17 protein-coding genes and 3 pseudogenes are annotated in these 23,464 nt (G+C 68.8%); 10 read left to right on the top strand and 10 right to left on the bottom strand.

The annotated features are described in order from the left end of the window. Positions 1–287: 287 nt before the first annotated feature. Positions 288–2,704: pseudogene (locus SXIM_RS27125) on the top strand (helicase associated domain-containing protein). Then, positions 2,704–3,093 carry a hypothetical protein gene (locus tag SXIM_RS27120; RefSeq protein WP_046725329.1) on the top strand — a complete coding sequence of 130 codons (390 nt, stop codon included), beginning with the start codon at positions 2,704–2,706 and terminating at the stop codon, positions 3,091–3,093. The pseudogene SXIM_RS27125 and the gene SXIM_RS27120 overlap by 1 nt, the downstream one beginning before the upstream one ends. A gap of 321 nt (positions 3,094–3,414) precedes the next feature. On the opposite strand, the pseudogene SXIM_RS27115 reads toward SXIM_RS27120, so the two are convergent. Next, positions 3,415–3,827 (bottom strand): annotated as a pseudogene (locus SXIM_RS27115) (YunG family protein). A gap of 306 nt (positions 3,828–4,133) precedes the next feature. After that, positions 4,134–4,952: a transposase gene (locus tag SXIM_RS27110; protein WP_246156946.1), complete on the bottom strand. Its 819-nt coding sequence runs from the start codon at positions 4,950–4,952 to the stop codon at positions 4,134–4,136. A gap of 129 nt (positions 4,953–5,081) precedes the next feature. On the opposite strand from SXIM_RS27110, the pseudogene SXIM_RS28455 reads away from it, so the two are divergent. Further along, positions 5,082–5,177 (top strand): annotated as a pseudogene (locus tag SXIM_RS28455) (phosphatase); the annotation flags it as partial. A gap of 7 nt (positions 5,178–5,184) precedes the next feature. Here the strand turns inward: SXIM_RS28455 and SXIM_RS27100 are convergent. The 4 genes from SXIM_RS27100 to SXIM_RS27085 all read right to left on the bottom strand — a co-directional run bounded on the left by SXIM_RS27100 (position 5,185) and on the right by SXIM_RS27085 (position 8,663). Continuing rightward, entirely contained in the window at positions 5,185–6,156 is a 972-nt protein-coding gene (locus SXIM_RS27100) for a quinone oxidoreductase family protein (protein ID WP_046725328.1), read from the bottom strand. An 83-nt stretch (positions 6,157–6,239) separates the two neighbouring features. Then, a complete protein-coding gene (locus tag SXIM_RS27095) occupies positions 6,240–6,620 on the bottom strand; it encodes a nuclear transport factor 2 family protein (RefSeq protein ID WP_046725327.1) in 381 nt (126 codons plus the stop codon). A gap of 284 nt (positions 6,621–6,904) precedes the next feature. Next, on the bottom strand, positions 6,905–8,143 hold the full coding sequence (locus SXIM_RS27090; protein ID WP_030739278.1) for an epoxide hydrolase family protein: 1,239 nt from the start codon (positions 8,141–8,143) through the stop codon (positions 6,905–6,907). Positions 8,144–8,204: 61 nt separating this feature from the next. Next, positions 8,205–8,663, bottom strand: coding sequence for a nuclear transport factor 2 family protein (locus SXIM_RS27085; protein ID WP_030739281.1), 459 nt, complete (start codon positions 8,661–8,663; stop codon positions 8,205–8,207). A 439-nt stretch (positions 8,664–9,102) separates the two neighbouring features. On the opposite strand from SXIM_RS27085, the gene SXIM_RS27080 reads away from it, so the two are divergent. Together SXIM_RS27080 and SXIM_RS27065 are read left to right on the top strand one after the other, a co-directional pair. Next, a complete protein-coding gene (locus SXIM_RS27080; RefSeq protein WP_030739284.1) occupies positions 9,103–9,705 on the top strand; it encodes a TetR/AcrR family transcriptional regulator in 603 nt (200 codons plus the stop codon). A 1,682-nt stretch (positions 9,706–11,387) separates the two neighbouring features. Further along, positions 11,388–11,918 carry a PH domain-containing protein gene (locus tag SXIM_RS27065; protein ID WP_168222796.1) on the top strand — a complete coding sequence of 177 codons (531 nt, stop codon included), beginning with the start codon at positions 11,388–11,390 and terminating at the stop codon, positions 11,916–11,918. A gap of 879 nt (positions 11,919–12,797) precedes the next feature. On the opposite strand, the gene SXIM_RS27060 is transcribed toward SXIM_RS27065, so the two are convergent. After that, positions 12,798–13,103, bottom strand: coding sequence for a hypothetical protein (locus SXIM_RS27060; protein ID WP_174864347.1), 306 nt, complete (start codon positions 13,101–13,103; stop codon positions 12,798–12,800). Between the two features lie 33 nt (positions 13,104–13,136). On the opposite strand from SXIM_RS27060, the gene SXIM_RS27055 reads away from it, so the two are divergent. Continuing rightward, on the top strand, positions 13,137–13,859 hold the full coding sequence (locus SXIM_RS27055) for an HAD family hydrolase (RefSeq protein ID WP_078847054.1): 723 nt from the start codon (positions 13,137–13,139) through the stop codon (positions 13,857–13,859). A 1,180-nt stretch (positions 13,860–15,039) separates the two neighbouring features. On the opposite strand, the gene SXIM_RS27045 is transcribed toward SXIM_RS27055, so the two are convergent. Continuing rightward, positions 15,040–15,567, bottom strand: coding sequence for a CE1 family esterase (locus tag SXIM_RS27045; RefSeq protein ID WP_199811839.1), 528 nt, complete (start codon positions 15,565–15,567; stop codon positions 15,040–15,042). 298 nt (positions 15,568–15,865) lie between these two features. Then, positions 15,866–17,521 carry a glycoside hydrolase family 43 protein gene (locus SXIM_RS27040; RefSeq protein ID WP_030739296.1) on the bottom strand — a complete coding sequence of 552 codons (1,656 nt, stop codon included), beginning with the start codon at positions 17,519–17,521 and terminating at the stop codon, positions 15,866–15,868. 484 nt (positions 17,522–18,005) lie between these two features. Between SXIM_RS27040 and SXIM_RS27035 the strand changes: the two genes are divergently transcribed. From SXIM_RS27035 to vanX, 4 genes are all read left to right on the top strand, one after another. Beyond that, a complete protein-coding gene (locus SXIM_RS27035) occupies positions 18,006–18,920 on the top strand; it encodes an alpha/beta hydrolase family protein (RefSeq protein ID WP_030739299.1) in 915 nt (304 codons plus the stop codon). Positions 18,921–19,675: 755 nt separating this feature from the next. Continuing rightward, complete coding sequence (locus SXIM_RS27030; protein ID WP_078635935.1) at positions 19,676–20,635, top strand: NAD(P)-dependent oxidoreductase; 960 nt, start codon at positions 19,676–19,678, stop codon at positions 20,633–20,635. Then, on the top strand, positions 20,628–21,671 hold the full coding sequence (gene vanA, locus SXIM_RS27025) for a D-alanine--(R)-lactate ligase (RefSeq protein WP_046725324.1): 1,044 nt from the start codon (positions 20,628–20,630) through the stop codon (positions 21,669–21,671). Before SXIM_RS27030 ends, vanA begins: the two co-directional genes overlap by 8 nt. Beyond that, complete coding sequence (gene vanX / locus SXIM_RS27020) at positions 21,664–22,311, top strand: D-Ala-D-Ala dipeptidase VanX (protein WP_046725323.1); 648 nt, start codon at positions 21,664–21,666, stop codon at positions 22,309–22,311. The genes vanA and vanX overlap by 8 nt, the downstream gene beginning before the upstream one ends. Here vanX and SXIM_RS27015 read toward each other — a convergent pair. Continuing rightward, on the bottom strand, positions 22,283–23,443 hold the full coding sequence (locus tag SXIM_RS27015; protein ID WP_046725322.1) for a lipid II:glycine glycyltransferase FemX: 1,161 nt from the start codon (positions 23,441–23,443) through the stop codon (positions 22,283–22,285). The two genes, vanX and SXIM_RS27015, sit on opposite strands and share 29 nt — an antisense overlap. Between the last annotated feature and the right edge of the window lie 21 nt (positions 23,444–23,464).

Raw genomic sequence — 23,464 nt, 5'->3', positions numbered from 1 at the left:
TTGCCGGCTTCCGCTGTGCTCCACCCGAATTCTTCCTGTTGTTTCGGATCTGTGTTGGCTACTCGTCGATGCTGTGCCCGGCGCATGGCGCGGCGGGCAGGCTTGTGGGGATGAGGGTCAGCGGATGGCGGTGTCGGTGGAGGGTCTGCCGTGTGGGGTGTGCATCATGGTTTCTTGCTGTGTAGAGTTTGGGGTATGGCGCCACTTCCCTTGATCACGATTCGTCGCGCTGGCTTTTCTCTCTCACTGCGCGCCGTATTCTGAAGAAGGAGTTTTTCATCGTGGTCATGAAGAAAAGTGATCTGCGGGCTCACCAAGTTGAGGCCGTCGCGGCTATTGTGCGCGGCTTGGATGTTCCGCCGGGTGGGATTCCGGTCAGCGGACTGCGAGGTCAGGTGATTTCTGCGTGTGGAACCGGGAAGACCATCACGGCTGCTTTCGCTGCCCGCGAGATGCTGCCGAAGGGGCGGATTCTCGTGCTGGTGCCGACTCTGGATCTCCTGGCGCAGACGGTCCGGGAGTGGCATCGGGTCGGGCACGGGGGGCCGGCGGTCGCGGTGTGCTCGCTCCAGGACGACCCGGACCTGTGGACTCTGAAGGTCCGCTCCACCACGAATCCGGTGCAGCTGGCGCTGTGGCACGGCGAGGGGCCGGTGACCATCTACGCCACCTACGCCTCACTGGGCGTACTCGAGGAAGCATTCGAAGGCGCCTACGGGCAGCAGCTGGAGCCGCTGGACCTGGCGGTGGTCGATGAGGCGCACCGCACCAGTGGGTCGATGGGCAAGGCGTGGGCCGCCATCCACGACCAGGCGAAGGTGCCGGCGGCGCGCCGGCTGTACCTGACGGCGACGCCGCGGATCTGGCAGGAACGGGAGCAGCGCTGGGAGGTCGCGGAGGGGCTTCGGGATCCGCTGCCCAAGGAGATGGCGGCGTCCATGGACGACGAGGCCGTATTCGGGCCCGTCCTGTACAAGCTCAGCCTGGCGTCGAGTGTCACGCGGGGTCTGCTGGCGCGGTATCAGGTCATCGTGCTCGAACTCCAGGACCCGGTCGTCACCCCCGAGCGGCTGATGGGCGAGGAGCGGAACGGTGAGGAGGTCCGCGGACAGCGCCTGGGAGCTTTGCAGGCCGCCGTTCTGCACACCATGGCGCAGCATGACTTGCAGACCTGTATCACCTTCCATCACCGGACCATGGAGGCCCAGGCGTTCGCGGAGGGCCTGCCGGCGGTGGCAGCGAAGCTGCACGCGGATCAGCCGGAGACGTATCCGAGGCGGATGTGGACCGACTGGCTGTGCGGGGAACACGTTCCCGAGCGCCGGCGGGAGGTCCTGGGCTCGTTCGGGACCACGGGCCGGCGGGCCGTGCTCTCCAACTGCCGCGTCCTGGGCGAGGGCGTCGACATCAGGGCGGTCGACAGTGTCGCGTTCATCGACTCCAAAGCCGCCCCCCACGACATCGTGCAAGCCATCGGACGCGCCCTGCGACAGAAGCCGGGTGAGGGGAAAATCGCATCACTGATCGTCCCAGTCTTCCTGAATCCTGGCGATAATCGTGAGGACATGTTCACCTCCGGCTCTTATCGACCTTTGGTCAAGGTCCTTGAAGGGCTGCGGGCCCACGACGAAGAAGCAATTGAATTGCTCGCCATTCCTCAGGAGCCACAGAAAGACGTTGTGCAGCCCTCCCAATATATCGGCCCGGAACCCGGTGAAGGAGAGGAAGAAGCCCGCCTGCTGCTCCGTTTCTCTTCTCCCCGTGATCCCGCGATGGTCGCCGACTGGGTCAGGTTCAACGTCATCGACACCGAACGGCAGGACTGGGCACGCGGCTGGGCAGCCCTCAAAAAGTTCACAGAGCGTGAGCACCATGCCCGGGTTCCGTACGAACACCGGGAGGGCGCACACCCGCTCGGGACGTGGGTGGCGGAGCAGCGGCGGGCGTTCGGGGCCGGGCAGATGTCCAGCAGGCGCGCGGCGCGCCTGGAGGAGCTCGGGATGGTCTGGTCGGTCTCTGATGAGCGGTTCCAGGAGAACCTCGCGGCAGCCCGCGTCTACTACGCGGAGCACTGGACCCTCTGCGCGCCCCGCACCGCCACCGCCACCGCGCTCGACAAACCCATCGGGCAGTGGCTGGCCAACTTGCGGCGCCCGGGGGCTCTCGCGGGCAAGCCGGAATGGGAGGCCGCGCTGCGGGAGATCGATGAGGACTGGAACCCGTCCTGGCCGGCCGAATGGCAACGCCACTACGCCGCGCTCCGCGAACTCGTACGCGAAGAACAAGGGCCGGTAGAAGTCCCGCCAGGAGTCACCGTGCACGGCATGGACATCGGGAAGTGGCTGGCCAAGCAGCGCAAATCCAGCACCTGGGCAGCCCTCTCGGAGAAGCAGCGCGAACGCCTGGAGCAGCTCGGCGTCACCCCGCCCGCACCCGAGCCGGAAGCCCCCGCCAAGCCCGCTGTGGCGCCCCTGGGCGCCTTCGAGCCGGGGGCGTTGCGGCCCTTGCCCAGTACAAGGCCCGTGAGGGCTCGGTGACCGTCCCAAGGGGCCATGTAGAACGGCTGAAAGACGGCACTGAAATCCGGCTTGGGGTGTGGACCACCAACCAGAAGACCCGCCGCGCGAAGCTGTCCGCGGACAGGCTCCAGGCGCTGGCCGACCTCGGACTGGAATGGGCGGCGCAGGAAGAAGGAGGGGCGTGATGAACGGGGGCGGAGAGGAACAGCGGGTGCGCGAAGCCGTACGACGCCACGAGCGCAGCAGTACCTTCACGGAGGCAGAGAAGGTCATCTCAGCCGTACTGTCCGATCCGCAGGTTCAGCAGGTGCGGGCGCGGAGCAAGGCGGCGGAGAGCGAGCTGGGCGTCGAGTTGAGTGCCCGTCTCCAGCCGTTCCAGGACCGCTACGGGCAGGCCCTGCGCGAGAGCGACACGGCCGTGCTCACCGGGATCTGCCCGGGCACACACGGCCGCTGGGACGGACCTGCGTCCTGGACAACGGGCACGAGGCGTCGATGTGAGGAACCGCGCTGGGGCCACACCAGCGAGGGCCGGCCGATCGCCTGGGTGGACAGCGCACCCGACGACCGGTAAGTACACGAGCCGACGGCGGCGGGCCTCTGGAGCCCGCCGCCGTCGGCTTCAACACCCCGACCCGAGAGGGAAACAGGCCATGAGCAGCAACTACACCACCGGGCCGGATCCGGCGCTGAGCCGTGACCCGGTGCACCGGGTGGCGTAATACCAGACCGCAGGCGTCAACGCCCGGCTGGAGGTACTCGCACTCCTCCAGGCGCGCGGAACGACGGGTGATCGCCGTCGCCTCATCTTCAACGGCACCGTCGTCGAAACCGGCACCGGCTCCTACCGTCTCGCCAGCGCCAGAGCCTGGGTTGAGGAGCCCACCAAGGCTGGCTAACGAGGAATGGACGCAGCTTCCACCGCTGGCTGCTTGCCGAGCCTTGCCGCCACCCGGTCACGGAGAAGCTCATACTCCTCGCGCGGCCGTACGAACGTCGGCGGCCGGGGAATGATCACCCCTCAGTGACGATTACGTCCGCCCCGAACTGCTCTCGGGTGAGATCGATGTCCACCCCCATGCCCAGGCGGTTCCACCAGTGATAATCGGTGCGCTCGCCGTTCACCCGCACCTCGCCACGGACCAGTTCGCCTCCCAACAGGTCGTTGAGCACCAGAGTGGTGACAAGACACTGCCATCGGGCCGGATTCTCCGGGCTCCACTGAGCGCGAGTCTCCGACGGACAGGTATCGGCACCCCAACTGCTGCGGACAGCACGTTCGATATCAATCAAGAGCAGCGGTGTCATGTCCACCATCCTCACAGCGGCCACTGACACCGCTGAGGGGCTGGTGCTGCGGGGCCGGTCGGCGCGGGTTGGCGAGCCGGCCATGCACCTCGCCGACGTACGACAGCGCGAACGGGCCCACCTAACGAGCTCGTGCATGGTTGGCGGTAGGGCGTCGAGGAGTGCGGATTAGCCGTTGTGTTCACGTTCGCGCACCAGCGGCCATCGTGGCGGTCTGCTGGTGGGAGAGCAGTCCGGCGACAGCTTGGATGATGTCGCTCATCTGCTCCCGGCGGCCGTGGTGCCGCGCGAGAGATCGCCAGTCCTTCATATGGGCCAATGCCGTGCTCGACCCGGATGCGGCGTGAGAAGTGCGGTACGCTGCCGTTCGTACAACTCCTCGCACCACTCGGGCCGGTGCTTCTTGAACTTGCGGTGCGGTGGCGTCACCACCCGGCCGCCGGTCTGGGCCCCCAGCCCCTGGTAGCCGGCATCGGCCAGGAGCTCCACGACGGGCCCGTCGGCCAGCAGCTCGACCAGGCCCAGTTTCCGGGCGTGTGTGATGTCCGCGCAGCTGGCCGGCACAGACGGACTGCAGAACAGCAGGCGCCCCGCAGCGTCCGTGACGACCATCGACTTCACAGCGTTCTGCTTGTTCTTACCGGAGATGAACTTCTCCCGGTCCCTACGTCCGGCAGCCGGGCGGCGAACCCGGATCTCGGTTCCGTCGATGATCCCGCTCTTCCCACTTGTGCCGAGATGGTCGATGACTTCGGCGAGCGTACGCAGTCGGACGTCGGGGGCGACGGTGCAGCCGCGCGTCGCCAGCAGCGGCCGTACTTCACCGACTGCGCACGTGATGGTGGAGCGGTCGACACCGAACCAGCAGGCCAGCACGTCATGGGTGGCGCCATGACGGAGGTGGACGAGGGTGGCCAAGAGCCGGTCGACGAAGACCAGCTTGTGTTTCGCCCCGGCGCCCATGGCCCGGCGACGGGGACGTGACGCGAGACCGGCTTGGTGCCGCTCGTGCCACAACGGGCCGATCTCAGCGACTAGTTCGGCGAACACTTCGGGCGCCAGCCCCGTGATCCGCTGGCTTCGGATGATCGCTGCACGTGCCCGGTTCCCCACCACACCGACCATGATCAACGATCACAGGCCCCAACGCGTCACCGCCAACCATGCACGAGCTCGTAAGAGCTGTCCCGCAATGGCATGCCCGCTGCCTGGCATGATCGACGCGTGACCAGCGAACCTGGGCGGCAGGGCCGCATGAAGTACGTGCTGTTCGATGTCGACGGCACGCTGATCGACGCGGTGAGCAACCAGCGTCGGGTCTGGGGAACCTGGGCCGAGCGGTACGGGGTATTCCGGCTCAACGGCTCGGGTCGAGCAGCAGCTTGCCGGAGGTGCGGCGCGATTCGATGTCGGCGTGGGCCTGCTCGGCGGCGCCCAGGGGGTAGCACTCGCTGATGTCGATCTGCAGCTTGCCCTCGCGGATCTTGTCGAAGAGGTCTCCGGTGTGCTGGAGCAGCAGCTCCCGGTTGTGGATGTGGTCGGCGAACACCGCGTAGGTGAGTTTGATGCTCTTGGGCAGGTCGAACAGCCGCACCGTGGGGATGTCGCCGATCAGCGGGCCGTAGTAGACCAGGGTCCCGACCCGTCGCAGTACCTCGGCCGAGGACCAGAACGTGGCGGCACCGCCGCCGTCGAAGACCGCGTGGACTCCCTCGCCGTCGGTCAGGTCCTTGACCCGATCCACGAAGTCACCGCCCGAGGAAACGAGGACCTCGTCCGCGCCCGCCGCCTTCGCGGCCTGGACCTTCTCCTCGCGGGAGACCAGGCCGATCACGCGCGCGCCGCGCAGCTTGAGAAGTTGGGTCACGATGCGCCCGACCCCGCCGGCGGCGGAGTGCACGAGCGCGGTCTCGCCCTCGGCCAGGGGCGCGGACTCGGTGACGAAGTGGTGCGCGGTGAGTCCCTGCATCATCGTCGCGGCGGCGGTGTCGCTGGGGATGTCGTCCGGGACGGGGACGACCTGGGCGGCGGGGACCGCGATCCTCTCGGCGTAGCTGCCGTGGACGTAGGCCCAGGCCACCCGGTCGCCGATTGCGAAGCCGCTGACGCCCTCGCCGATGGCGGTGACCCGTCCGGCGCCCTCGACCCCGGGGACGAAAGGTGGGTTGCCGGGCACCGAAAATCCGGAGCGGGTGCCGGTGTCCATGAAGTTGATACCGGAGAAGTCGATGTCCACCACCAGTTCGCCCGGCCCTGGTGCGGGGTCGGGGCATTCCTTCAGCTGGAGCACTTCCGGTCCGCCCAGCTCTTCCACTACTACGGCGCGCATGGCGCATACCCTCTTTCTCTCGGTTCTGTCGGTACGCCTGCCGGACGGTCGGCACGCGTCAAAGGAATGGCGGAGCGGCCCGCTCAAGCCTGCAACAACGTGGACGCGTAGGCGGGGTTGGTGTAGTCACGCCAAGCCGCGATCCTGCCGTCGCGGAGCTCGTAGATCGCCATGTTCATCACCGGGGCGAGCTTCCCGCCGGGCAGGGCGAGCCCGTGGATCTGTTCGGCGATGACGACGTCACCGTTCACCGCCTGGTGCACGGTCTCGAACTTGATCTGTGCGAAGTTCGCGAAGACGCCCTTCCACAGGGCGACCACCGCGACGCGCCCCTCGACCGGGGAGTCGCCGTAGGCGGTGAAGACGACGTCATCGGCAAGGAAGGGGGCAAGGGCGTCCGCGTCGTGTGTGTTGAAGGCGTTCACGAAGTCGCGGACGAGTGTGTCGTTGTGGGTGGCAGGCATGTCGAGGGTCTCTCTTTGGGTCGGTGCATGTGTGTGTTCGGTTGTCGCCGAGCGCAGGACGAATCTTCTGGACTAGCAAGTCCGGAAAATCGCTCCACATGGTGTGCCCGCGTCCATGCCGGAACCGGCGTCGGTGGCGACAGGGGCGGGCCCGGCTGGGCTGTTGCGCCGCGGAAAACGGTCATGTCCCGGGGGACACGGTCGGACAGCACCCGGTGAGGCAGCGGCACGGTGTCTGGCCTGCAGTTTCCGGGACTGGAGCAGGAGGCCCGTCGCCCGCGGGGTCAGCCACCGGTCCTGCGGAAGGTCTCGACGAGGTCGGAGGTGAACGCCTCGGGGTTCTCGTAGTGGACGAAGTGGCCGCCCTTCATATGGGCATTGACGTTGACCACGTTGAAAGAACTGCGCGTGGGCCCGTTCTCGAAGAGGACGATGCGCTCTTCGACGGTGTTGACGGCGGGCGGATAGGCGTCACCGAGCAGGAAGGTGAAGCCGGCCGGCGGCTCGACGACGGGCCGACGATCGTGGGAGGGCACCCACGGGTGACGCACCGCGTTGCGGTACATCCGGATCGAGGTGCCGATGGACTGCGTCACCCAGAAGACGGTGGCCTGGGTGAGGATGAAGTCGCGGGGAAAGGCCTCCTCGAAGTTGCCCCGCTTGTCGCTCCACTTCTTCCACCGCCGCAGCAGCCAGGCGAGCATCCCGATGGGGGAGTCGTTCAGACCGTGGATGAGGGTCGAGCCATCCAGCATGTGCACAGCGACGTGGGAGACATACGTGTTGACGAAGTTCTCCAAGCCCTCCCGCAGCTCCGGCGCGGCGTCCTTGGGGATCTTGCTGCCGTCGGTCAGGTCCCAGAAGCGCTCGTTGGCGAACTGGCCCGGAGGCATGTCGTGGCCGTAGTGCAGGCCGATGATGCTGTCGGCGTACTTGTGGCCGAGCGCACTCGTCACCAGAGCACCGTAGTCGGAACCCGCCGCCCCGTACTTCTCGTAGCCCAGCACCTCGGTCATGAGCTTGTGCAGGATGTCGGCGATCTTCCAGTAGTTCAGATCGCCTCTGACGACAGGGGTGGACCAGGCGAAGCCGGGCAGGTCCGGGATGATCACGTCGAACGAGACGGACGGGTCACCGCCATGGGCGGCGGGGTCAGTCAGCGGCCCGATGAGCCCGTAGCTGAACTCGCCGGGCCACGGCCATCCGGGACTGATGATGAGCGGGATCGGGTTCGGGCCCTTGCCGCGCTCGTACACGAAGTGCACGGGTGCGCCGTCGATCTCGACCTTGTGCTGGTTGTAGGCGTTGAGCCGCTTCTCCTGCGCACGCCAGTCGAAGCCGTCCGCCCAGTACTCCACGAGCGGCTTCAGATAGGCGGTGCTGATGCCGTAGTACTCCTCCTCGTTGTCCAGGTCGTCGAAGAAGCGGGTCTTCTGCAGGCGGTCCTTGAGGTCGTCGAGGGCGTCCTGGGAGACGTCGATGTGGTAGGGCTCCAGCGCGACGGGCTTGTTGCTGTTGCTCATGGCAATGCTGCTTCCTGTTGGAACGAAAGGGAATTTGTTGCTGAAGGAGTCACGGAAGGGGTCAGGCGGTGAAGTCCAGACGGACTCGGGTCTGCTTGAGCTCGGCGACCTGCCAGGAACCATCGACCTTGACGAAACGTGCGTGGTAGTGGCCGAAGCCGTGCATGCCCCTGAAGGGAATGGTGTCGGACACCGCGGCGCCCTCGGGACGGGTGACGATGTCCTCCATCGCGAACACGCCGTGGGCGGTGGTCTCCGAGTCGACGTCGATCTCATCGGAGAACAGGTGGTGGATCAGGGTGACGCCGGGGCCGCCGCTGGAGCCGACCGTCGCGGCGATTTCGTCTCGGCCGTTCATATGCAGCCACACCGTTCCGTCCGGCTTGTGCGGGCTGAACGTACCGTCAGGTGTGAACAGGTTCGCCAGGTCGTCCCAGCGCTGGTGATCCGCATAACGGACGTAGCGGGCCATCAGACGGCGGAGTTCCTCGGTGATGCTGAGGCGCTCAACAGCTTCCATGATCGATCTTCCTTCTTGACGTCATGCGCGTGGCACCGTGGGCCGGCGACCAAGCAACCTGTGATGCGGCCACCACCGGGGTGCCCCGAGCCTCTGTGGACCGTTTGGTCCATTCATCATGCATCCCCAAAACTGGACTGGCAAGTCCAAACATGAGGGACGCCGGCCACCGGGTCCGACTGGCTGCGTCATGCAGCAGCACTCGCGCCAAGCAGGCTGCCGACAGACGCGGCATGCGTGCCGGACGAAGCCGCGGCAAGTCTCCGGACGGTGCAAGGTGCGCGGCGAGTCGGTACGGGAATTCCAGGTGGCGGAAGCAGCAGGCGGGGCCCATTCGGCGGAGCAGCCGACGTGGCCGTCCAGCCCTGGAGGCGATTCGGAGTGCCGCTACGGACTCAAGGGTGGACCAAAGAGTCCAAAAGTGTGCGATGATGTGAAGATGAAGAAGGGGCTGACTGCGAAGGGCAGGGCGACTCGACAGCGCATCGTTGTTGCCGCGGCGCTTCTGATCCGGGAGAAGGGGATAGCCGGCACGTCGCTCGACGATGTACGGGTGGCCACAGCGACCAGCAAGAGCCAACTGTTCCACTACTTTCCCGAGGGCAGGTCCGACATTCTGGCAGCCGTCACCGAGTACGAGGCCTGCCAGGTCCTGGAGGCGCAGCAGCCGTTCCTGGGCGATCTTTCGACGTGGGAGTCCTGGCAGGATTGGCAGCACGCGGTGGTCACCCACTACACGGAACTGGGGCAGCGCTGCCCCCTCGGCAGCCTCACCGCGGAACTGGGCAAATCCTCCCCGCAGACTCGCGCAGTCGTCTCCTCTCTCTACGACAAGTGGGAGGCGGCGCTCGTGCGCGGTGTGGAGACGGTGACGTCCGCTGGACGAGACGCGGCACTCGGTCGTGCGCGCAGCATCCTGACCGCCGTCCAGGGCGGGGTCGTGATGCTCCAGACGACCGGGCGTACGGACTATCTGGAAGCAGCGCTGACCGAGGCAATCAGCCCACTACGACCCGTGGGTACTCAGGTCGGGTCGGTGTGAGGGATTTCCCTGCGAGGTCTGCGGAGGCAGCCGACTCGCGGGCTTGCAGCCCATATGGACTCTTCCACAGCAGACCGATACAACTGCGGCAACAGGGCCTCCCGGTGATCAGTGGCGTAGACGCCCTCTGTGTGAACGGCGCAGCAGCCGCGACGGGCCCTCCAGCAGCTGCATGTCCAGGTCGTAGGTGCGGCGGCCCTGGGTGTCATAGACCCATAGCCCGACGTAGTGGTCCCGCCAGGAGACGAGCCGGACTTCCAGCGGAGCCTTTCGGCCCGGGGCCCGGTACACGACCACGTATGGAAGCTTGCGGTATCCCGCTCCCGGGCCTGTTCGGCGGATATCGGCCGCCAGGGCGCACAAGTTTCCAGGTCCCACGCCTGCGCGTACTCCACTTCGACGGCCATTGCCGCTCCCTTTTCCTGCAACCTGTCTTGGTTGTGTGCTGAGTTGCAATGTCGCCGCTGCCTGTGACAACGGCTCTGCTGGACGGACGGCGGGCCGGCTCCAGCTCCGGCGCCCTGAGGGTCGTGTCTGTGATCCGGTCCATGGCCCGCTCAGCGAGTGGTTGCCCGCGTGATCCATTGAGCTGCCAAGGCCACTTGGTCATGGACGGTTCAGACGCAGGCGCTCGGTGACTCCCGAACTCATCGAGATTGATCAAGCGACAGGGTGACGCGGTGACTTGCGAAGCCGTCGAGAGGCGACTCCCGTTCTCGTGTACAGAGCCAGCTGGCCGAAAGCCAGGCTCTGCCACCAGGCCGCGGCGGAGAGTTGTGTGTGCGGGCCGGCCGCCAGGTCGTCGGTGGTCTGCGGGGGTGTTCATAGCGCGGGCGCCCGGACGGGCGCAGCAGTTGGTCGGGGGCGGGCAGGCGGTTGGTGTCGAGTCAGGTATGCGGGACGGTGTGGTGGGCGTGGCTGGGGGTGTGGTCGGTGAGCCCAAGCTGGCGTCAGACAGCGGTACACAACCAGACTGACAGCCGCCCACCGGCCGAAGACGCGGGACGGTGGCGGAGTCGGTTCGGCTGCCGGCGCGGGGGCGGGGCGCAGCAAGGGCGGAGGCGGGCGACGCGGCAGCGGTGTCCTGGGCGTCTGGAGGCCGGCGCGGTCGCCGGGGCCTGCAGAGGGGGTGGTCGAGCTTGACGACGCGGCGCCAGCTTCTCGAGGCCCGGAGTTCGTGGACGGGCGGGCGGAGGGTGTAACGGCGGTGAGCGAGGCCCTGGTGAGCGTCGCGGACCGCGACCGGGCGCAGCAGCCGGAGCCGGTCGGCGAGAGCCGGCGAGCTGGCCGTGCACCCCTGTGGTGTGCGGCAGTGTGAACGGGACAGCCTGGCAAGACTGGATGCCTTCGTGCGGGAGAACGTGCTGCCCCCACCCACCCGAACACAGCAGAACCTGTTCACGCACCGCGCACACCCGACAGACGTCCGCAAGTCACTGGCGGAACTGAGGGAGGAGGAGCGGGCATTGCTGGCGCGGAACGCCGCCCTGCTGCAAGGGCTCGCGACACGCTAGTACCGAGGCCCTGCGGGAGGCGGCGGCCCGGGAGCAGCGGGTGGCGGCCGACGCCGTCGGTTGCCGTGGTCGATCGGCGGCGTACTCGGGTGCCGCCCTCACGGCTATCGGTCGGGCAGTTCCCTCGGCACGTCGTGGTGCCAGGCGGTCTGCGTACACTCCGTGTCCGTGGAGGACATCGAGTACCGTCGGCCGGACCGTCGGCTGTGGCTGGCCACGGGCGCGTTCTTTTCCCTCCTCACGGTGCTGGGGCAGCTGACGGTCTGGGGGTTCTACCCCGACTGGCCTTTCTTGCGGGCGGTCATCTTCTCGGTGTTCTTCGCGGCCTGCACCATCTACCCGGCGCTCGTCTCTTTCGACTTGGCGTTGACCCGTACCGTGCTCGAAGCCGGCGGGCTCCGGATCCAGCGGCCTTGGCGGCGGCGATTCCACCCCTGGACAGACATCGTGGCCATCACCGTCGTGGGAGCCGAGCACTATGAGGTCCAGCTCGAGCTGACCGACAGCTCGCTGCTCCGCCTGCCGGCACCGCTGGCATCATGGGCAAGCATGGACCCGCAGTTCCGGCACAGCGTCGGCGAGATGCGCCGTCGCCAGCGGGCCGCCACCGATACCCGCGCGGCGCCTTCATCTCCAGGGGCCGATCGGCCGGGAGGACCGGCAGGCCGTGGAACAGCGGCGGGGCAGTCACCGCGGTGAACGCCCAGGCGCTCGACGTCGCCGGTGCCGACGCCGGGTGTCTCCTCGGGCAGGAACGCCAGGGTCCGGGCCCGGGTGTGTTCGGTGCGGACGTCGCCGTGCTCCTCGCCGGGCAGCGGGGCGCACACGTCGGCGGTGCCCGGGACGACACCGGGGCCCGGGTTCAGGCCCACACGCGGCCCTCAAAACCCCTCACAGCGCTCCAGGCGCAGGGCGTGCCCGCGGTCGAGACGAACGGCGGGGCCGGGGGCCGGAATGTGACGACGCCGGCACACCACGGCGGACACCTGCTGCTCACCCGGCCACGACACCACCATCCGCGGACCCTCGACATCGGCGGCGGTGTCCGTGAACATCAGCCGGCCACCGGAGATAGCGAGGGAAGGTCGCCCCTGTATCCAGTACACGAGAGGTCATGTTCCGACAGCGGACAGTGAGGTGCTGTCTGCTTGCTGCCGGGGGGCGGGGCGGAGCAGGGAGCGCTCTGTGCGGTGGGCTGACCTGTGTCTGTCCGGTCATCGCGTTGGCCGACAGGCGCGGCGCGCGGGTCCGACCCGGGTTGGATTTCCGATGCCGGGCACCAGCACGACGGCTGGCCCCCTACCGGCGCCCGCGCCACCTTTGAGCGTCTTCTGCTCGCCGCCACAGCGAACCCGAACTCGCGTCCGAGTCACGTGGCGCGGCTTGGTGTTGTGACTAGTGTCCGTCGGCGAGGCGCACCCGAGCACGGCCGGGCCGGTGTGGTGACTGACCGCCGGTGTCCCCGGCGAGCCGCGGGGGGGCGTGTGTCTGGTGGTGTTGGCATGGGGTCGGGGTGGGGTGTGCTGGCTGGGTGTGTGGGGTTGGGGGCCTGCTGGGTGTGGGTTCGCGTCGCCGGTGTCATTCGGGACCGCGGTGACCTGCTGCTTGTGCTGCTGCCTCATCAGAGGCATTCGAAGGCTGCATCCTAGGCCTCGTGCACCCCGTCCACGACCCGATCTCTATGGCCTGGCGGATGCTCCTGCCGCTGTTGATGACCGCGGACGGCTCTCGTTCGACGCGTGATCCGGGCATGACCCAGACGCCGCGGGCGATGTCGTGGAGTTGCTGGTCGCACAGCCCGTCGCTCCAACCGATCTGCGAGCGCTGGAGGGGATCGCTGTTCGGGCCGGCGTCCTTCTTCTTGTCGAGGGTGATCTGCATCATCGCGCCTCCCTGCGAGGCCGGTGGTGGCAGGGCATGCTCTGCCTGATCGAACGAAGTTTGGATGACTTCCTGTCTCGCTCAACCGGAAGCATCAATGGCGCGCTGCTGTGCTACTCAAGGGCCGTGACGCCTTCCAAGATCTCCAGCAGACCCTTCGACGCAGTGCTGTGCGACCTCGACAACGTGATCCGCTTCTATGACACGAGGGAACTGGCGAGCCTGGAGCGCCGCGCCGGGCTGGCGGAGGGGACCACCCAGAGAGTGGCGTTCGCGCCGGAGACAGACCTCCCGCTGCTCCTCGGCGAGATCACCAAGGAGCAGTGGGTGGAGTCCATTGTGGTGGGCCTCGCTGGTCAGATACCCGAGGCCCAGGCGCGCGAGCTGGGGACGGCGCTTGCCAACGCGCCGTTCCATGCCGACAGTGTCGTGGTCGACATGCTTGTTCAGGTGCGGACGCACGTGCCCTTGGTACTGGTGACCAATGCGACCGTGGAACTGGAGGACGACCTGGTGTCGCTGGGGCTCGCCGGTTTCGCCGATCACGTCATCAGCAGTGCCCGGGTGGGAGTGGCCAAGCCGGACCAGAAGATCTATGAGATCGCGGCCGGGCAGGCGGGGGTTGCCCTGGACCGGTGCCTGTTCGTGGACGACCGGCTTGAGAATGTGGAAGCCGCGGTCAGGCTCGGGATGACAGGTGTGCATTACCGCGAACCTGCTGATCTGCGTGAGGCACTGGCCGTCCTGCTGGACCGTTGAAACGCAGGAGACCGGACAGCACCTCCCGGGCAGCGGCCTCGGACGACATCTCCCCGTTGCGGTGCCCGAGCGCGGCCCGCTGCGGGCCGGCACCAGACCCGCCTCGCCGTCCTGGCGGAAGGCCGCGACCCACCCGCTTGACCGTGCGGGTCGCCACCTCGAACTCGGCCGTCCTCGCCGCGTACCGACACTCTCGTCGGCTCCCCCGCCGCCCAGGCAGCACGGGGCTCCCCCGCGGCCGGCAGTTCCCCGCTGCCGCTGCGGAATCCGGTGAGCACCTCCCTGACATGCGCGGCCCGCGCCGGCACCCGCTCCCGCTCGCCGGCGTCCAGCCGGTCCAGCACCACCGCTACTGTCTCCTGCGGATCGTCGCAGGCCGGCCCCGGCCCGTCCGGGATGACGCGAGCGCACTCCGACAGCAGCACGCTGCCCCGGCCGGGCCGGTGTTCCCCTGTGGCCGCCGGTACCACCGGACCGGGGGTGTCGTGGAGGTGCAGGCGGCCGGGGGCCGTGGTGGCCGATGCCGCCTTGGGGCAAATCCCTGGTCATCACCACCGGAAGGCGCGCGGTGCCGGATGGTCGTGCGGGCCCGTACCGGAGGGCGTTGCTGTGGCCGGTCATGTGGTGGGAAGCGGTCGGTTCAGCGGCACGGTATCGGCTGTCGCTGCCAGCAGGGATGAGTACCTGACGCGCGGCAGGGATGACCTATGCGTTTGGCTTGACCCAGGCCCCGGGGGCGTTGTCGGCGTACTGCTCGCGGTCGCGTTCGGGCAGTGGTGTGTCCTGCGGCGGGATCAGTGCCCGCGCAGGCTTCTCGGGCTGGGCCTGTACCACCTTGAACCTCGAGGAGCGCCGTGGCTGCGGCTGGGGATGGGGATGGGGCGGCGGCATCAAGCCCGCCATGATGCGGGCTGCACGCTCGCGGGCCGCAGCCTTCGCTCTAGCCTTCCGGGCCCGCTTCGCTTCCGGTGTCTCCTTCGGCATGGCCACAGGTTACGGGCTCGCGAACCGTGATGCGGCGGGAATGAGAGAACCCGCCTGGGGCTGTCTCACGGTCGATGTCGGGTCCGATATCGACCCGACATCAACCGTGCGATTTCTACCGGGGAGTGAGGGGAAGGAGGACCAGAAGCCGCCACGGAAGGAACCCCCAAAGGCTTCACCACCGCCACCAGCCGGCTCACCCGGAGTAGGTGGTGGTGATGTGCCCCAGGCTGCCCTGCGCGGGCTCGGGCGGGTTCTGCGCGGCGCAGCCGTTGTTCTGAACGAACCGGTCGCGCAGGGAGCGCCCGGTGGCGATGTTGTCGCCGGTGCCGTGGGCCGCGAAGTAGGCGACGGCCCCGGTCCCGCCGCTGCATCCGCTGATCTGGCCGGGTGCGCCGTAGACGGCGACGGCGCGGAAGGTGTCGGGCCGGGAGCAGGCCAGGGAGTAGCTCATGGCACCGCCGTAGCTGAAGCCGAGGGCGAATCGCCTTTCGGTGTCGACGCAGAGGTCCGCCTCGACGTGCCGCAGCAGGTCGTCGACGAAGGTGACGTCCTCGCCGCCGGTGTTGGGCCAGCCGTTGTCGATTCCCTGGGGTGCGACGAAGACGGTACTGTCGCCGGCCAGTCGCTTGAGGCCGTAGTAGGACCAGACGTCCCGCTCCACGGTCTGGCCCGTGGCGACATCGGTGGCGGTGCCGCCCCACCAGTGGAAGCCGAGGACCAACCGGTGGGGGCGGTTGGGGTCGTAGCCGTCGGGGACGTCCAGGATGAAGCCGCGGTTCTTGCCGCCGCTTTGGATGGTGTGGTTGCCGTCGCCCAGCGTGGGCGCCTGGCCGCATCCGGCGGAGGCCGCGGCGGGGGTCGTGGAGGTGCCGTGGCTTTGCCCGCCCCCACCGCTGGGCCGCCCGTGGCCATGACGAGTGCTGCCGCGAGGGCGACTGGGGTGAGGAGAAGGTTGCGCAGGGACATCGGATGACTCCGTGGGGTGTGGGGGGACAGAGGGGTGCGGGGGTGTCTCCTGGTCAGGGGGTGGTGAGTTCGAAGCGGTTGACGGTGACCGCGCCGCCGAGCGCCTGCGTGGCGTGGTTGAAGATGGCGTAGCGGTAGCCCATGAAGAACTGCCAGGCGTTGTTGAGCGTGAAGGCGGGTCCGAGGCCGGTGAAGGTGATGCCGTCGGTGCTGTAGGAGAAACGCGCCTGGCGGCCCGCGCCCGGGCGGATGTCCGCGGTGGCTCGCAGCTGGATCCGGGTCCCGGTGACGGGGGCGGTGGCGCGTTCGCTGCCGGTGCCGGTGGTGTTCCAGTTGGAGTCCATGGTGAGGCCGTCGACCATGACGAGACGGGTGGCCCCGTTGTCGCGTTTGAGGCCGATCCAGGCGGACGCGTCGCGGAGCATGGCCAGGCCGACGCGGTCGCCGTCACGCATCTGCTGGTGGTCGAGGGTGATGGTCGCGGTGGACGTGGGGCCGGGCACACGGTGGGTGAGCGTGTTGCGGGCGGAGTAGAGGTCGCCGGTGACGGTGGCGGCGCGCAGGGTCAGCCCGTTGTTGACGGTGTAGTGGGCGGGGTCGGGGTTGTGGTTCCACTCCCACTTGGGTGTGAGGATGGTGCCGGGGAAGGTGTCGACACCGGTGAGGGGCTCGACCTGGCGGGGCGGGGGCGGGAGGTTCGGCACGGGGTAGGCGGCGCCCCAGGCGCCGCCCACGAGCTGGAGCTGGGGCCAGCCGTCGCCGCTCCAGGTGATGGGGGCCAGAGCCGGGACGCGCCCGCCGGGGTAGGCGTCGATGAAGGCAAGGTAGTACCAGTCGCCGTTCTGGGTCTGCACCAGACCGCCCTGGTGGGGGACGCCGCCGCCGGGGATGGGCCCGGGCAGGTCGAGCAGGATCTGGCGCAGGGTATAGGGGCCGAAGGGCCCGCTGGTGGAGCGCAGGATGTACTGGCCGTTGGCCGGACGGGTCAGGAAGATGTAGTAGGCACCGTTGATCTTGTAGAAGCGGGCGCCCTCCAGCGTGCCGATGCTGGACGGGGTGGAGAACACCTGCTGGGAGCGGACCTGGCTTCTTCCGTCCGGGGACAACTGGGCGACGTGGATCTGGGTGTTGCCATAGGCGACGTACATCGTGTCGTCGGAGTCGACGAGCAGCCCGGCGTCGAAGTAGACCTGCGGGAGTTCGGCGTGCCGGCTCCAGGGGCCCTCGACGGAGGTGGCGGTGTAGATGTAGGTGCGGGCGAAGTCGATCTGGCCCAGCCAGTAGAAGGTGCGGTTGCTCGGCCGGTAGGCCAGGGACGAGGCCCAGACGCCCCGGACATAGCCCCGGCCACCGCTGAGGTCGTACTTGGCGCCGAAGTCCAGGCGTGGCACCGAGTGGCCGGCGAACTCCCAGTTCACCAGGTCGTAGGAGCGCAGGATCGGTGCGCCGGGCGAGTAGTGCATCGTCGAGGCCGAGTAGTAGTACGTGTCCCCGACGCGGATCACGTCGATGTCGGCGAAGTCCTGCCAGAAGAGCGGGTTCGTGAAGGACGCCGCGGCGCCCGGAGGTTCCTGGGCAGCCGCGCCGGGTAACGCGGCCGCAGCGGCGTGGGCGCCGGCCAGGGGCAGTGAGGTTCCCGCGACCAGCGCGGTCGCCGTGGTCAGCAGCAGCCGCCGGCTCGGGTGGTGCGGATCTCCAGAAGCAGACATGGGGTCACCTTTTTCTGTACGGGAGTGCGCGATCGCGGTCGCCGCCGAAGCGGTCCGCCGCGCCGGCCGGCACACGACGCAGTACCGGCGGCGCGGGAGCGCTCCCATCGCGGCCCGCGCGTGGGGAGACCGCTCGTCATCGCGACGGTCCTGTCCGCGTGATTCCGGAATGCGTTCCACCGGCCGTCGGGGCGGTGAGGGGAACGTAGAACCACCCTCCGGCGCCGTCAACCCTCGCCGCCGGACGGCGTGGGTACGGTACGGTCTCCCGCCTCCCGCCGCGCGCGCACCTCCGAGTGCGGTGGGGCTCCAGGCAGGGCGCGTGGCCCGGCCGGCCACCTCGCCGACAGCTCGGGGCAGTTGGGGTCTCGGGCCGCGGCGGGACCGGATCGTGAGGACGGGCAGCAAGGCGAAGGCGGAGCAGCAGGCGGGTGGATCCGCCCCGGCCGGCCGCGTCGGTCCGCGTGCTGACACCATGCCCGGGATGGAGCTGACCATCACTTCCCAGGGGGTAGGGCTTCCCGCCACCCTGACGCTGCCGAAGGGTCCTGTGCGCGGCGGTGTCGTCCCGCTGCACGGGTCGCACGCCGGTTCACGGGACTTCCTTCTCTATGAGCATCTCGCGCAGGTCCTGCCCGCTCGCGGAATCGCGGTGCTGCGCTACGACCGGCGGCCGTCCCGCTCCGGCCGTTCCGTTCCGTTCGCCGAACAGGCCGCCGACGCGCTGGCCGCGATGGCCGTGCTGCGCCGGCACATCCCCGAGATGCCGGTCGGACTGTGGGGGTACAGCCAGGGTGGCTGGGTCGCGCCACTGGCTGCCGCGAACCGGCCGGACGAGGTGGCGTTCCTGACGCTGGTCTCACCGGTCGGCGTCACTCCCGGGGCACAGATGCGCTACGGCCTGGCGCAGCAACTCCGTGAGAACGGCTTCGCCGACCGGCTCGGAGAGCTGAGCCGCTTCCAGGACGCGCTGGAGGCGTATGTGCGGGGGACCAGTGACGCGGACACCCTGCGCCAGGAGTTCGCGGCGGCGGGACGACAGCCGTGGTGGCCATTGCTCGGCTACGACGCGGGCGCTGCCGACCTGTTCAGTGTGCCGCCGCGGGAGTTGTGGGTGGACATGGATGCCGATCTGAGTGACGCGTACGAGGCGGTGCGCTGCCCGGTCCTCACCCTCTACGGGGAGACCGACCAGTGGCTGTCCATCGAGGACAGCACGCGCCTGTGGCGCGAGGCCGCCGGGCGGGCGGGCAGGCCGGCGCCGGACGTCGTGCGGTTGGCCGGCTGTGACCACTCCCCCACCATCGCCGCCGAAGGTGCCGAGGGGGGCACCGTCCGGATCAGTCCCGGGTATGAACAGGCGCTGCTGGAGTGGCTGGACGGGGTACTGAGGGGGTGACCGGAGTCAGCGGCGGTGGGGGCGCGGTGCAGGCGGATTCCGTGCCCGTGGTCCGTCGGCCTCCGCCGAACCGGCGGTGCTCAGGCACGAGGGGCCGGCCCTCCGACCGGAAAGATGAATGCGGCAGGAAAGAGGTTCCCGACGAGGCTCGCGAAGGCGCCGGTCCTGCGCATGGTGTGGACCTCGATCAGCCACCTCGCCGGTCGTCGTCATCGGACCCGGGTTTCGTTCTTCCCCCTGTCTCCGGGCGAGGTGACTCGCGGCGCCCCGGACGTCGAATGCCGACCAGAGCCCGCCGACGATCAGGGCGACACCGAGCAGTATGGGCACGGCGGGACTGATTGGTGGGTTTGAGGAGGGAAGGGAAAGCACCCTACCCGGGGTGATCTGGGCGAGGCAGCGGTGTGGTGCGGGGGGGAGCTTCTTCGGCGGGGCCGGCCAAAGGGGAGCGCGGACGGGTCTGGCCGGCAGGGCCGTGTGGCCACCGCTGCGTAGGCGGCACGTCACGGTGCCTCAGCGACCGGGCCCGGGTAAACGGGACGGCTGTCCGGCGGGCGGGCCCGAGGGGCGGCACGTGAGATGTGACCGCCCCGGCCCGGTGCCGGCCGGGGTACGTATCGTCGGCGTATCGAGAATCCCATACGGGCGGGCAACACCGCTCCGCCTTCACTGTCGGTGTGAACGACAGAGAACCCACCCGGGCAACCCTCCGCCGCAGCCGGTCACCGGCCGTTTCCCCATCCTCGGGACCGGGCATCACCGTCTACGGCTGCGACGCGGACGAGGCCGCTCTGTTCCGGGAACTGGCGCCGCGTCTCGGTGTGACACCGACCATCACCGGGGCACCGGTCTCCGGGGCCACCGCCGGGTCGGTGAACGGAAACCGCTGCGTCAGCGTCGGTCATCGGCACCGGATCAGCCGGCCCGCCCTCGCGGCGCTGAGCCGGGCGGGCGTGAGGTACATCTCCACCCGGAGCATCGGATACGACCACATCGATGTGGAGTACGCCGCGCGTCTCGGCCTGTCCGTGGAGAATGTCCGCTACTCGCCCGACGGCGTGGCCGACTACACCCTGATGCTGATCCTGATGGCGGTGCGCGGTGCGGCGCCCATGGTCCGGCGCACGGACCGCCACGATTACCGGCTGCCCGACAGGCGCGGACGGGATCTGCGCGATCTGACCGTCGGGGTCCTGGGCGCCGGGCGCATCGGGACGGCGGTGCTGGACCGGCTGCGGGGCTTCGGCTGCCGGGTCCTCGCGCACACCAACCGCGGCGCCGGGGCCGGCAACGTCCCGCTCCCCGAAGTGCTCCGGCACAGCGATGTGGTCACGCTCCACACACCGCTCACCGCCGCGACCCACCACCTGCTGGACCGGGACCGTATCGGACTCCTGAAACACGGCGCGTTCGTCATCAATACCGGACGCGGAGCGCTCATCGACACCGATGCCCTCGTGTCCGCGCTGGAAAGCGGCCGGGTGGGCGGCGCGGCCCTGGACGTGGTCGAGGGCGAAGAAGGAATCTTCTACGCCGATCACCGGGACCGGCCGCCGGACACCGCCTCGCTGGTCCGGCTGCAACGGCTGCAACGCATGCCGAATGTGCTGATCAGTCCGCATTCCGCCTATTACACGGAGCGCGCCCTGCGCGACACCGTGGAGAACTCTCTCATCAACTGTCTGACATTCGAAAGCGACCACCACCATGGCTGAAGTGAAACTCGGCATCGTCTTCGGAGGCCGTTCCGAAGAACACGATGTCTCCGTCAAGTCCGCCCGGGAAGTGGCGAGGCATATCGATCCCGCCCGGTACGAACCGTTCTTCATCGGCATCACCAGGAGCGGCGCCTGGAAGCTCTGCGCCGATCCCGGACCGGGCTGGGACCAGGGCGAGGGCCCCAGCGCGGTGCTGTCGCCCGACGGCACCGCCGGCGGACTGCTCGTCCTGGAGCGGGGCCGGTACGGTACCGTCGCCCTGGACGCGGTGCTGCCGGTTCTGCACGGCACCCACGGCGAGGACGGTGCGATCCAGGGGCTGCTGGAGCTCTCCGGCATTCCCTACGCCGGCTGCGACATCCAGAGTTCCGCGCTGTGCATGGACAAGTCCCTCACCTACCTCGTCGCCCGGAGCGCGGGCATCGCCACCCCGGAATTCCGGGTCGTGACCGCGGGTGAGTCCGTGGACGCCGAGCGGCTGGGGTATCCCGTCTTCGTGAAGCCGGCCCGGTCGGGGTCGTCTTTCGGCGTCAGCAAGGTGACCCGCGCGGACGAACTGCCGGCCGCCGTGGAGACCGCTCGGCGGTACGACTCCAAGGTGCTGATCGAAGGGGCTGTCGTCGGTGGTGAGGTCGGCTGCGCGGTCCTCGGCAACGGCCCGGAACCGATCACGGGCGAGGTGGACCGGATGGCGCTCTCCCACGGCTTCTTCAGAATCCACCAGGAGGACGATCCGGAAAGCGGCTCTGAGAACTCCACTCCCCTGGTGCCCGCCGACATCCCGGCGGCCTCGCGCGACCTCGTCCGGGAGACCGCGAAGAGGGTCTACCGTGCCCTGGGATGCGGGGGACTCGCCCGGGTGGACATGTTCCTCACCGACGAGGGCACGGTGGTGCTCAACGAGGTGAACACCCTGCCCGGCCTGACCTCCTACAGTCGTTACCCGAGAATGATGGAAGCCGCCGGGATCCCGCTCTCGGCCGTGATCGACCGCGTGGTCTCCCTGGCGCTGACGGGAGAAGCCCGTGCGTGAGGACTTCGTCTTCCTGGACGAGTACATCCCCGGCATCCGCTGGGACGCCAAGTACGCCACCTGGGACAACTTCACCGGTAAACCGGTGGACGGGTATCTGGCCAACCGCGTCGCCGGTACCACGGCGCTGTGCGCGGCCCTGACGCGGGCACAGCAGGAGGCGGCCTCCCTCGGCCTCGGGCTGCTCCTGTGGGACGCCTACCGTCCCCAGCGCGCCGTGGACGGCTTCGTCCGCTGGTCACGGCAGCCGGAGGACGGCCGGACCAAGGCCCGGCACTATCCGAACATCGACCGGGCTGACATGTTCGAGCACGGCTATGTGGCCACCAGGTCGGGTCACAGTCGCGGCAGTACGGTCGATCTGACGCTCTACCACTTGACCACCGGTGAACTCCTGCCCATGGGCGGCGACCACGACCTCATGGATCCGCTCTCCCATCACGGAGCGGTCGGGATCACCCGGGCCGCGGCGGAAAACCGGCGGCGGCTCCGTTCCCTGATGGGGTCCTGCGGCTTCCAGCCGTACGAGAGCGAATGGTGGCACTACACCCTCAGGGACGAGCCGTACCCGGACACCTATTTCGACTTCCCGCTGGCGCCCGGGGTTGCCGTCAGCGTCCGCGGCTCCGTCGCCGCATGACGAGGTCGAAGGCCCGGTAGACCGCCGGCCGCAGCGGCAGGTCCCACTCGCCCACGTACCGCACCGCCTGGCCACCGGTGCCGGTCTTGAACTGGATCAGCCCGACCTGCGGGTCGTCCGTGTCCAGGGTCGAGGTGATGCCGCGCAGGTCGTAGACCTCACAGCCGCCCGCCAGCGCTTCCCGGATCATCGCCCACTGGCAGGCGTTGGAGCCGCGCACCTCGCGCTTCACGGTGGAGGAGGCGCCGTAGGTGTACCAGGCGTGGGTGCCGACCCGCACCAGGATCGCCCCGGCCACCGGGTCGCCCCGGTGGCGCGCCATATAGAGCCTGATCCGTTCGGGGTCCTCGGCGTTCAGCTCGGCGAACATGGCGGTGAAGTAGTCCAGCGGCCGGGGGGTGAAGCGGTCCCGCTCGGCGGTGTGGAGGTACAGCTCGTGGAAGGCCGCCAGGTCCCTGGCCGCCGCGGCCCCGGCGGAGGTGACCTCCACACCTTCCCTGGCCGCCTTCTTGATGTTGCGGCGCCAGAGCTGGTTCATGCCGCGCAGCAGGTCCGCCTCGCTCCGCCCGGCCAGCGGAATCTCGTACGTGTACTGCGGCTGGCCGGCTCCGAAACCGTCCGCCGGGCTCTGCGGCAGCCAGCCGGCCGCCGCCAGCCGGTCGCTCACCGTGGTGCCGAGCGGGTCCTTCCGCCGGGCGGAGAGGTCGGTGAGCCGCTTGACGCCCGGGGCGGCGATGCCCTCCTTGACCTCCTGGGCGCTCCAGGTGTCCGTGCGCAGCGGCGGGCCGAGCCGTACCGCGAACGCACCGCGTGCCTTCAGATGGGCGGCGAGCGGGTCCAGCCAGGGGCCGAGTGCACCGTTCCACTCGATCGCCGGGCCCTGGGCGAGATAGGCCAGTGTCCAGCGTTGGAGGCGTGGCACGGGGCGGTGCAGGACGAGGCCGGCGCCGACCAGGCGCCCGTTCTCGTACCAGCCCAGTGACTCGCTGCGCCACTCGCTCTTGAGGCGGCCCCAGGCCGGGGTCTGGAGGAAACTCACCGACGTCCGGGCCCGGATGAAGGCGAGGTGCTCGGTCGTGGTGATCGGCACGACGGTCAGCCGTCGTGCTGGTTCGCGTTGGGGGGAGGTCATGCCGCCCAGTCAAGGCAGTGC

Origin of the sequence: Streptomyces xiamenensis, assembly GCF_000993785.3 — a bacterium.
Lineage (GTDB): Bacteria > Actinomycetota > Actinomycetes > Streptomycetales > Streptomycetaceae > Streptomyces > Streptomyces xiamenensis.
The sequence above is the reverse complement of the archived record's forward strand: the minus strand, read 5'-3'. Positions and strand labels throughout refer to the sequence as shown.

Excerpts from the sequence above, each read along its gene's own strand:
- SXIM_RS27095 (WP_046725327.1), bottom strand. The coding sequence starts at position 6,620 with ATGCCTGCCACCCACAACGACACACTCGTCCGCGACTTCGTGAACGCC.
- SXIM_RS27120 (WP_046725329.1), top strand. The coding sequence starts at position 2,704 with ATGAACGGGGGCGGAGAGGAACAGCGGGTGCGCGAAGCCGTACGACGC.
- SXIM_RS27110 (WP_246156946.1), bottom strand. The coding sequence starts at position 4,952 with ATGGTCGGTGTGGTGGGGAACCGGGCACGTGCAGCGATCATCCGAAGC.
- SXIM_RS27085 (WP_030739281.1), bottom strand. The coding sequence starts at position 8,663 with ATGGAAGCTGTTGAGCGCCTCAGCATCACCGAGGAACTCCGCCGTCTG.
- SXIM_RS27080 (WP_030739284.1), top strand. The coding sequence starts at position 9,103 with ATGAAGAAGGGGCTGACTGCGAAGGGCAGGGCGACTCGACAGCGCATC.
- SXIM_RS27035 (WP_030739299.1), top strand. The coding sequence starts at position 18,006 with ATGGAGCTGACCATCACTTCCCAGGGGGTAGGGCTTCCCGCCACCCTG.
- SXIM_RS27055 (WP_078847054.1), top strand. The coding sequence starts at position 13,137 with ATGCTCTGCCTGATCGAACGAAGTTTGGATGACTTCCTGTCTCGCTCA.
- SXIM_RS27100 (WP_046725328.1), bottom strand. The coding sequence starts at position 6,156 with ATGCGCGCCGTAGTAGTGGAAGAGCTGGGCGGACCGGAAGTGCTCCAG.
- SXIM_RS27015 (WP_046725322.1), bottom strand. The coding sequence starts at position 23,443 with ATGACCTCCCCCCAACGCGAACCAGCACGACGGCTGACCGTCGTGCCG.
- SXIM_RS27060 (WP_174864347.1), bottom strand. The coding sequence starts at position 13,103 with ATGATGCAGATCACCCTCGACAAGAAGAAGGACGCCGGCCCGAACAGC.
- SXIM_RS27040 (WP_030739296.1), bottom strand. The coding sequence starts at position 17,521 with ATGTCTGCTTCTGGAGATCCGCACCACCCGAGCCGGCGGCTGCTGCTG.
- vanA (WP_046725324.1), top strand. The coding sequence starts at position 20,628 with ATGGCTGAAGTGAAACTCGGCATCGTCTTCGGAGGCCGTTCCGAAGAA.
- SXIM_RS27090 (WP_030739278.1), bottom strand. The coding sequence starts at position 8,143 with ATGAGCAACAGCAACAAGCCCGTCGCGCTGGAGCCCTACCACATCGAC.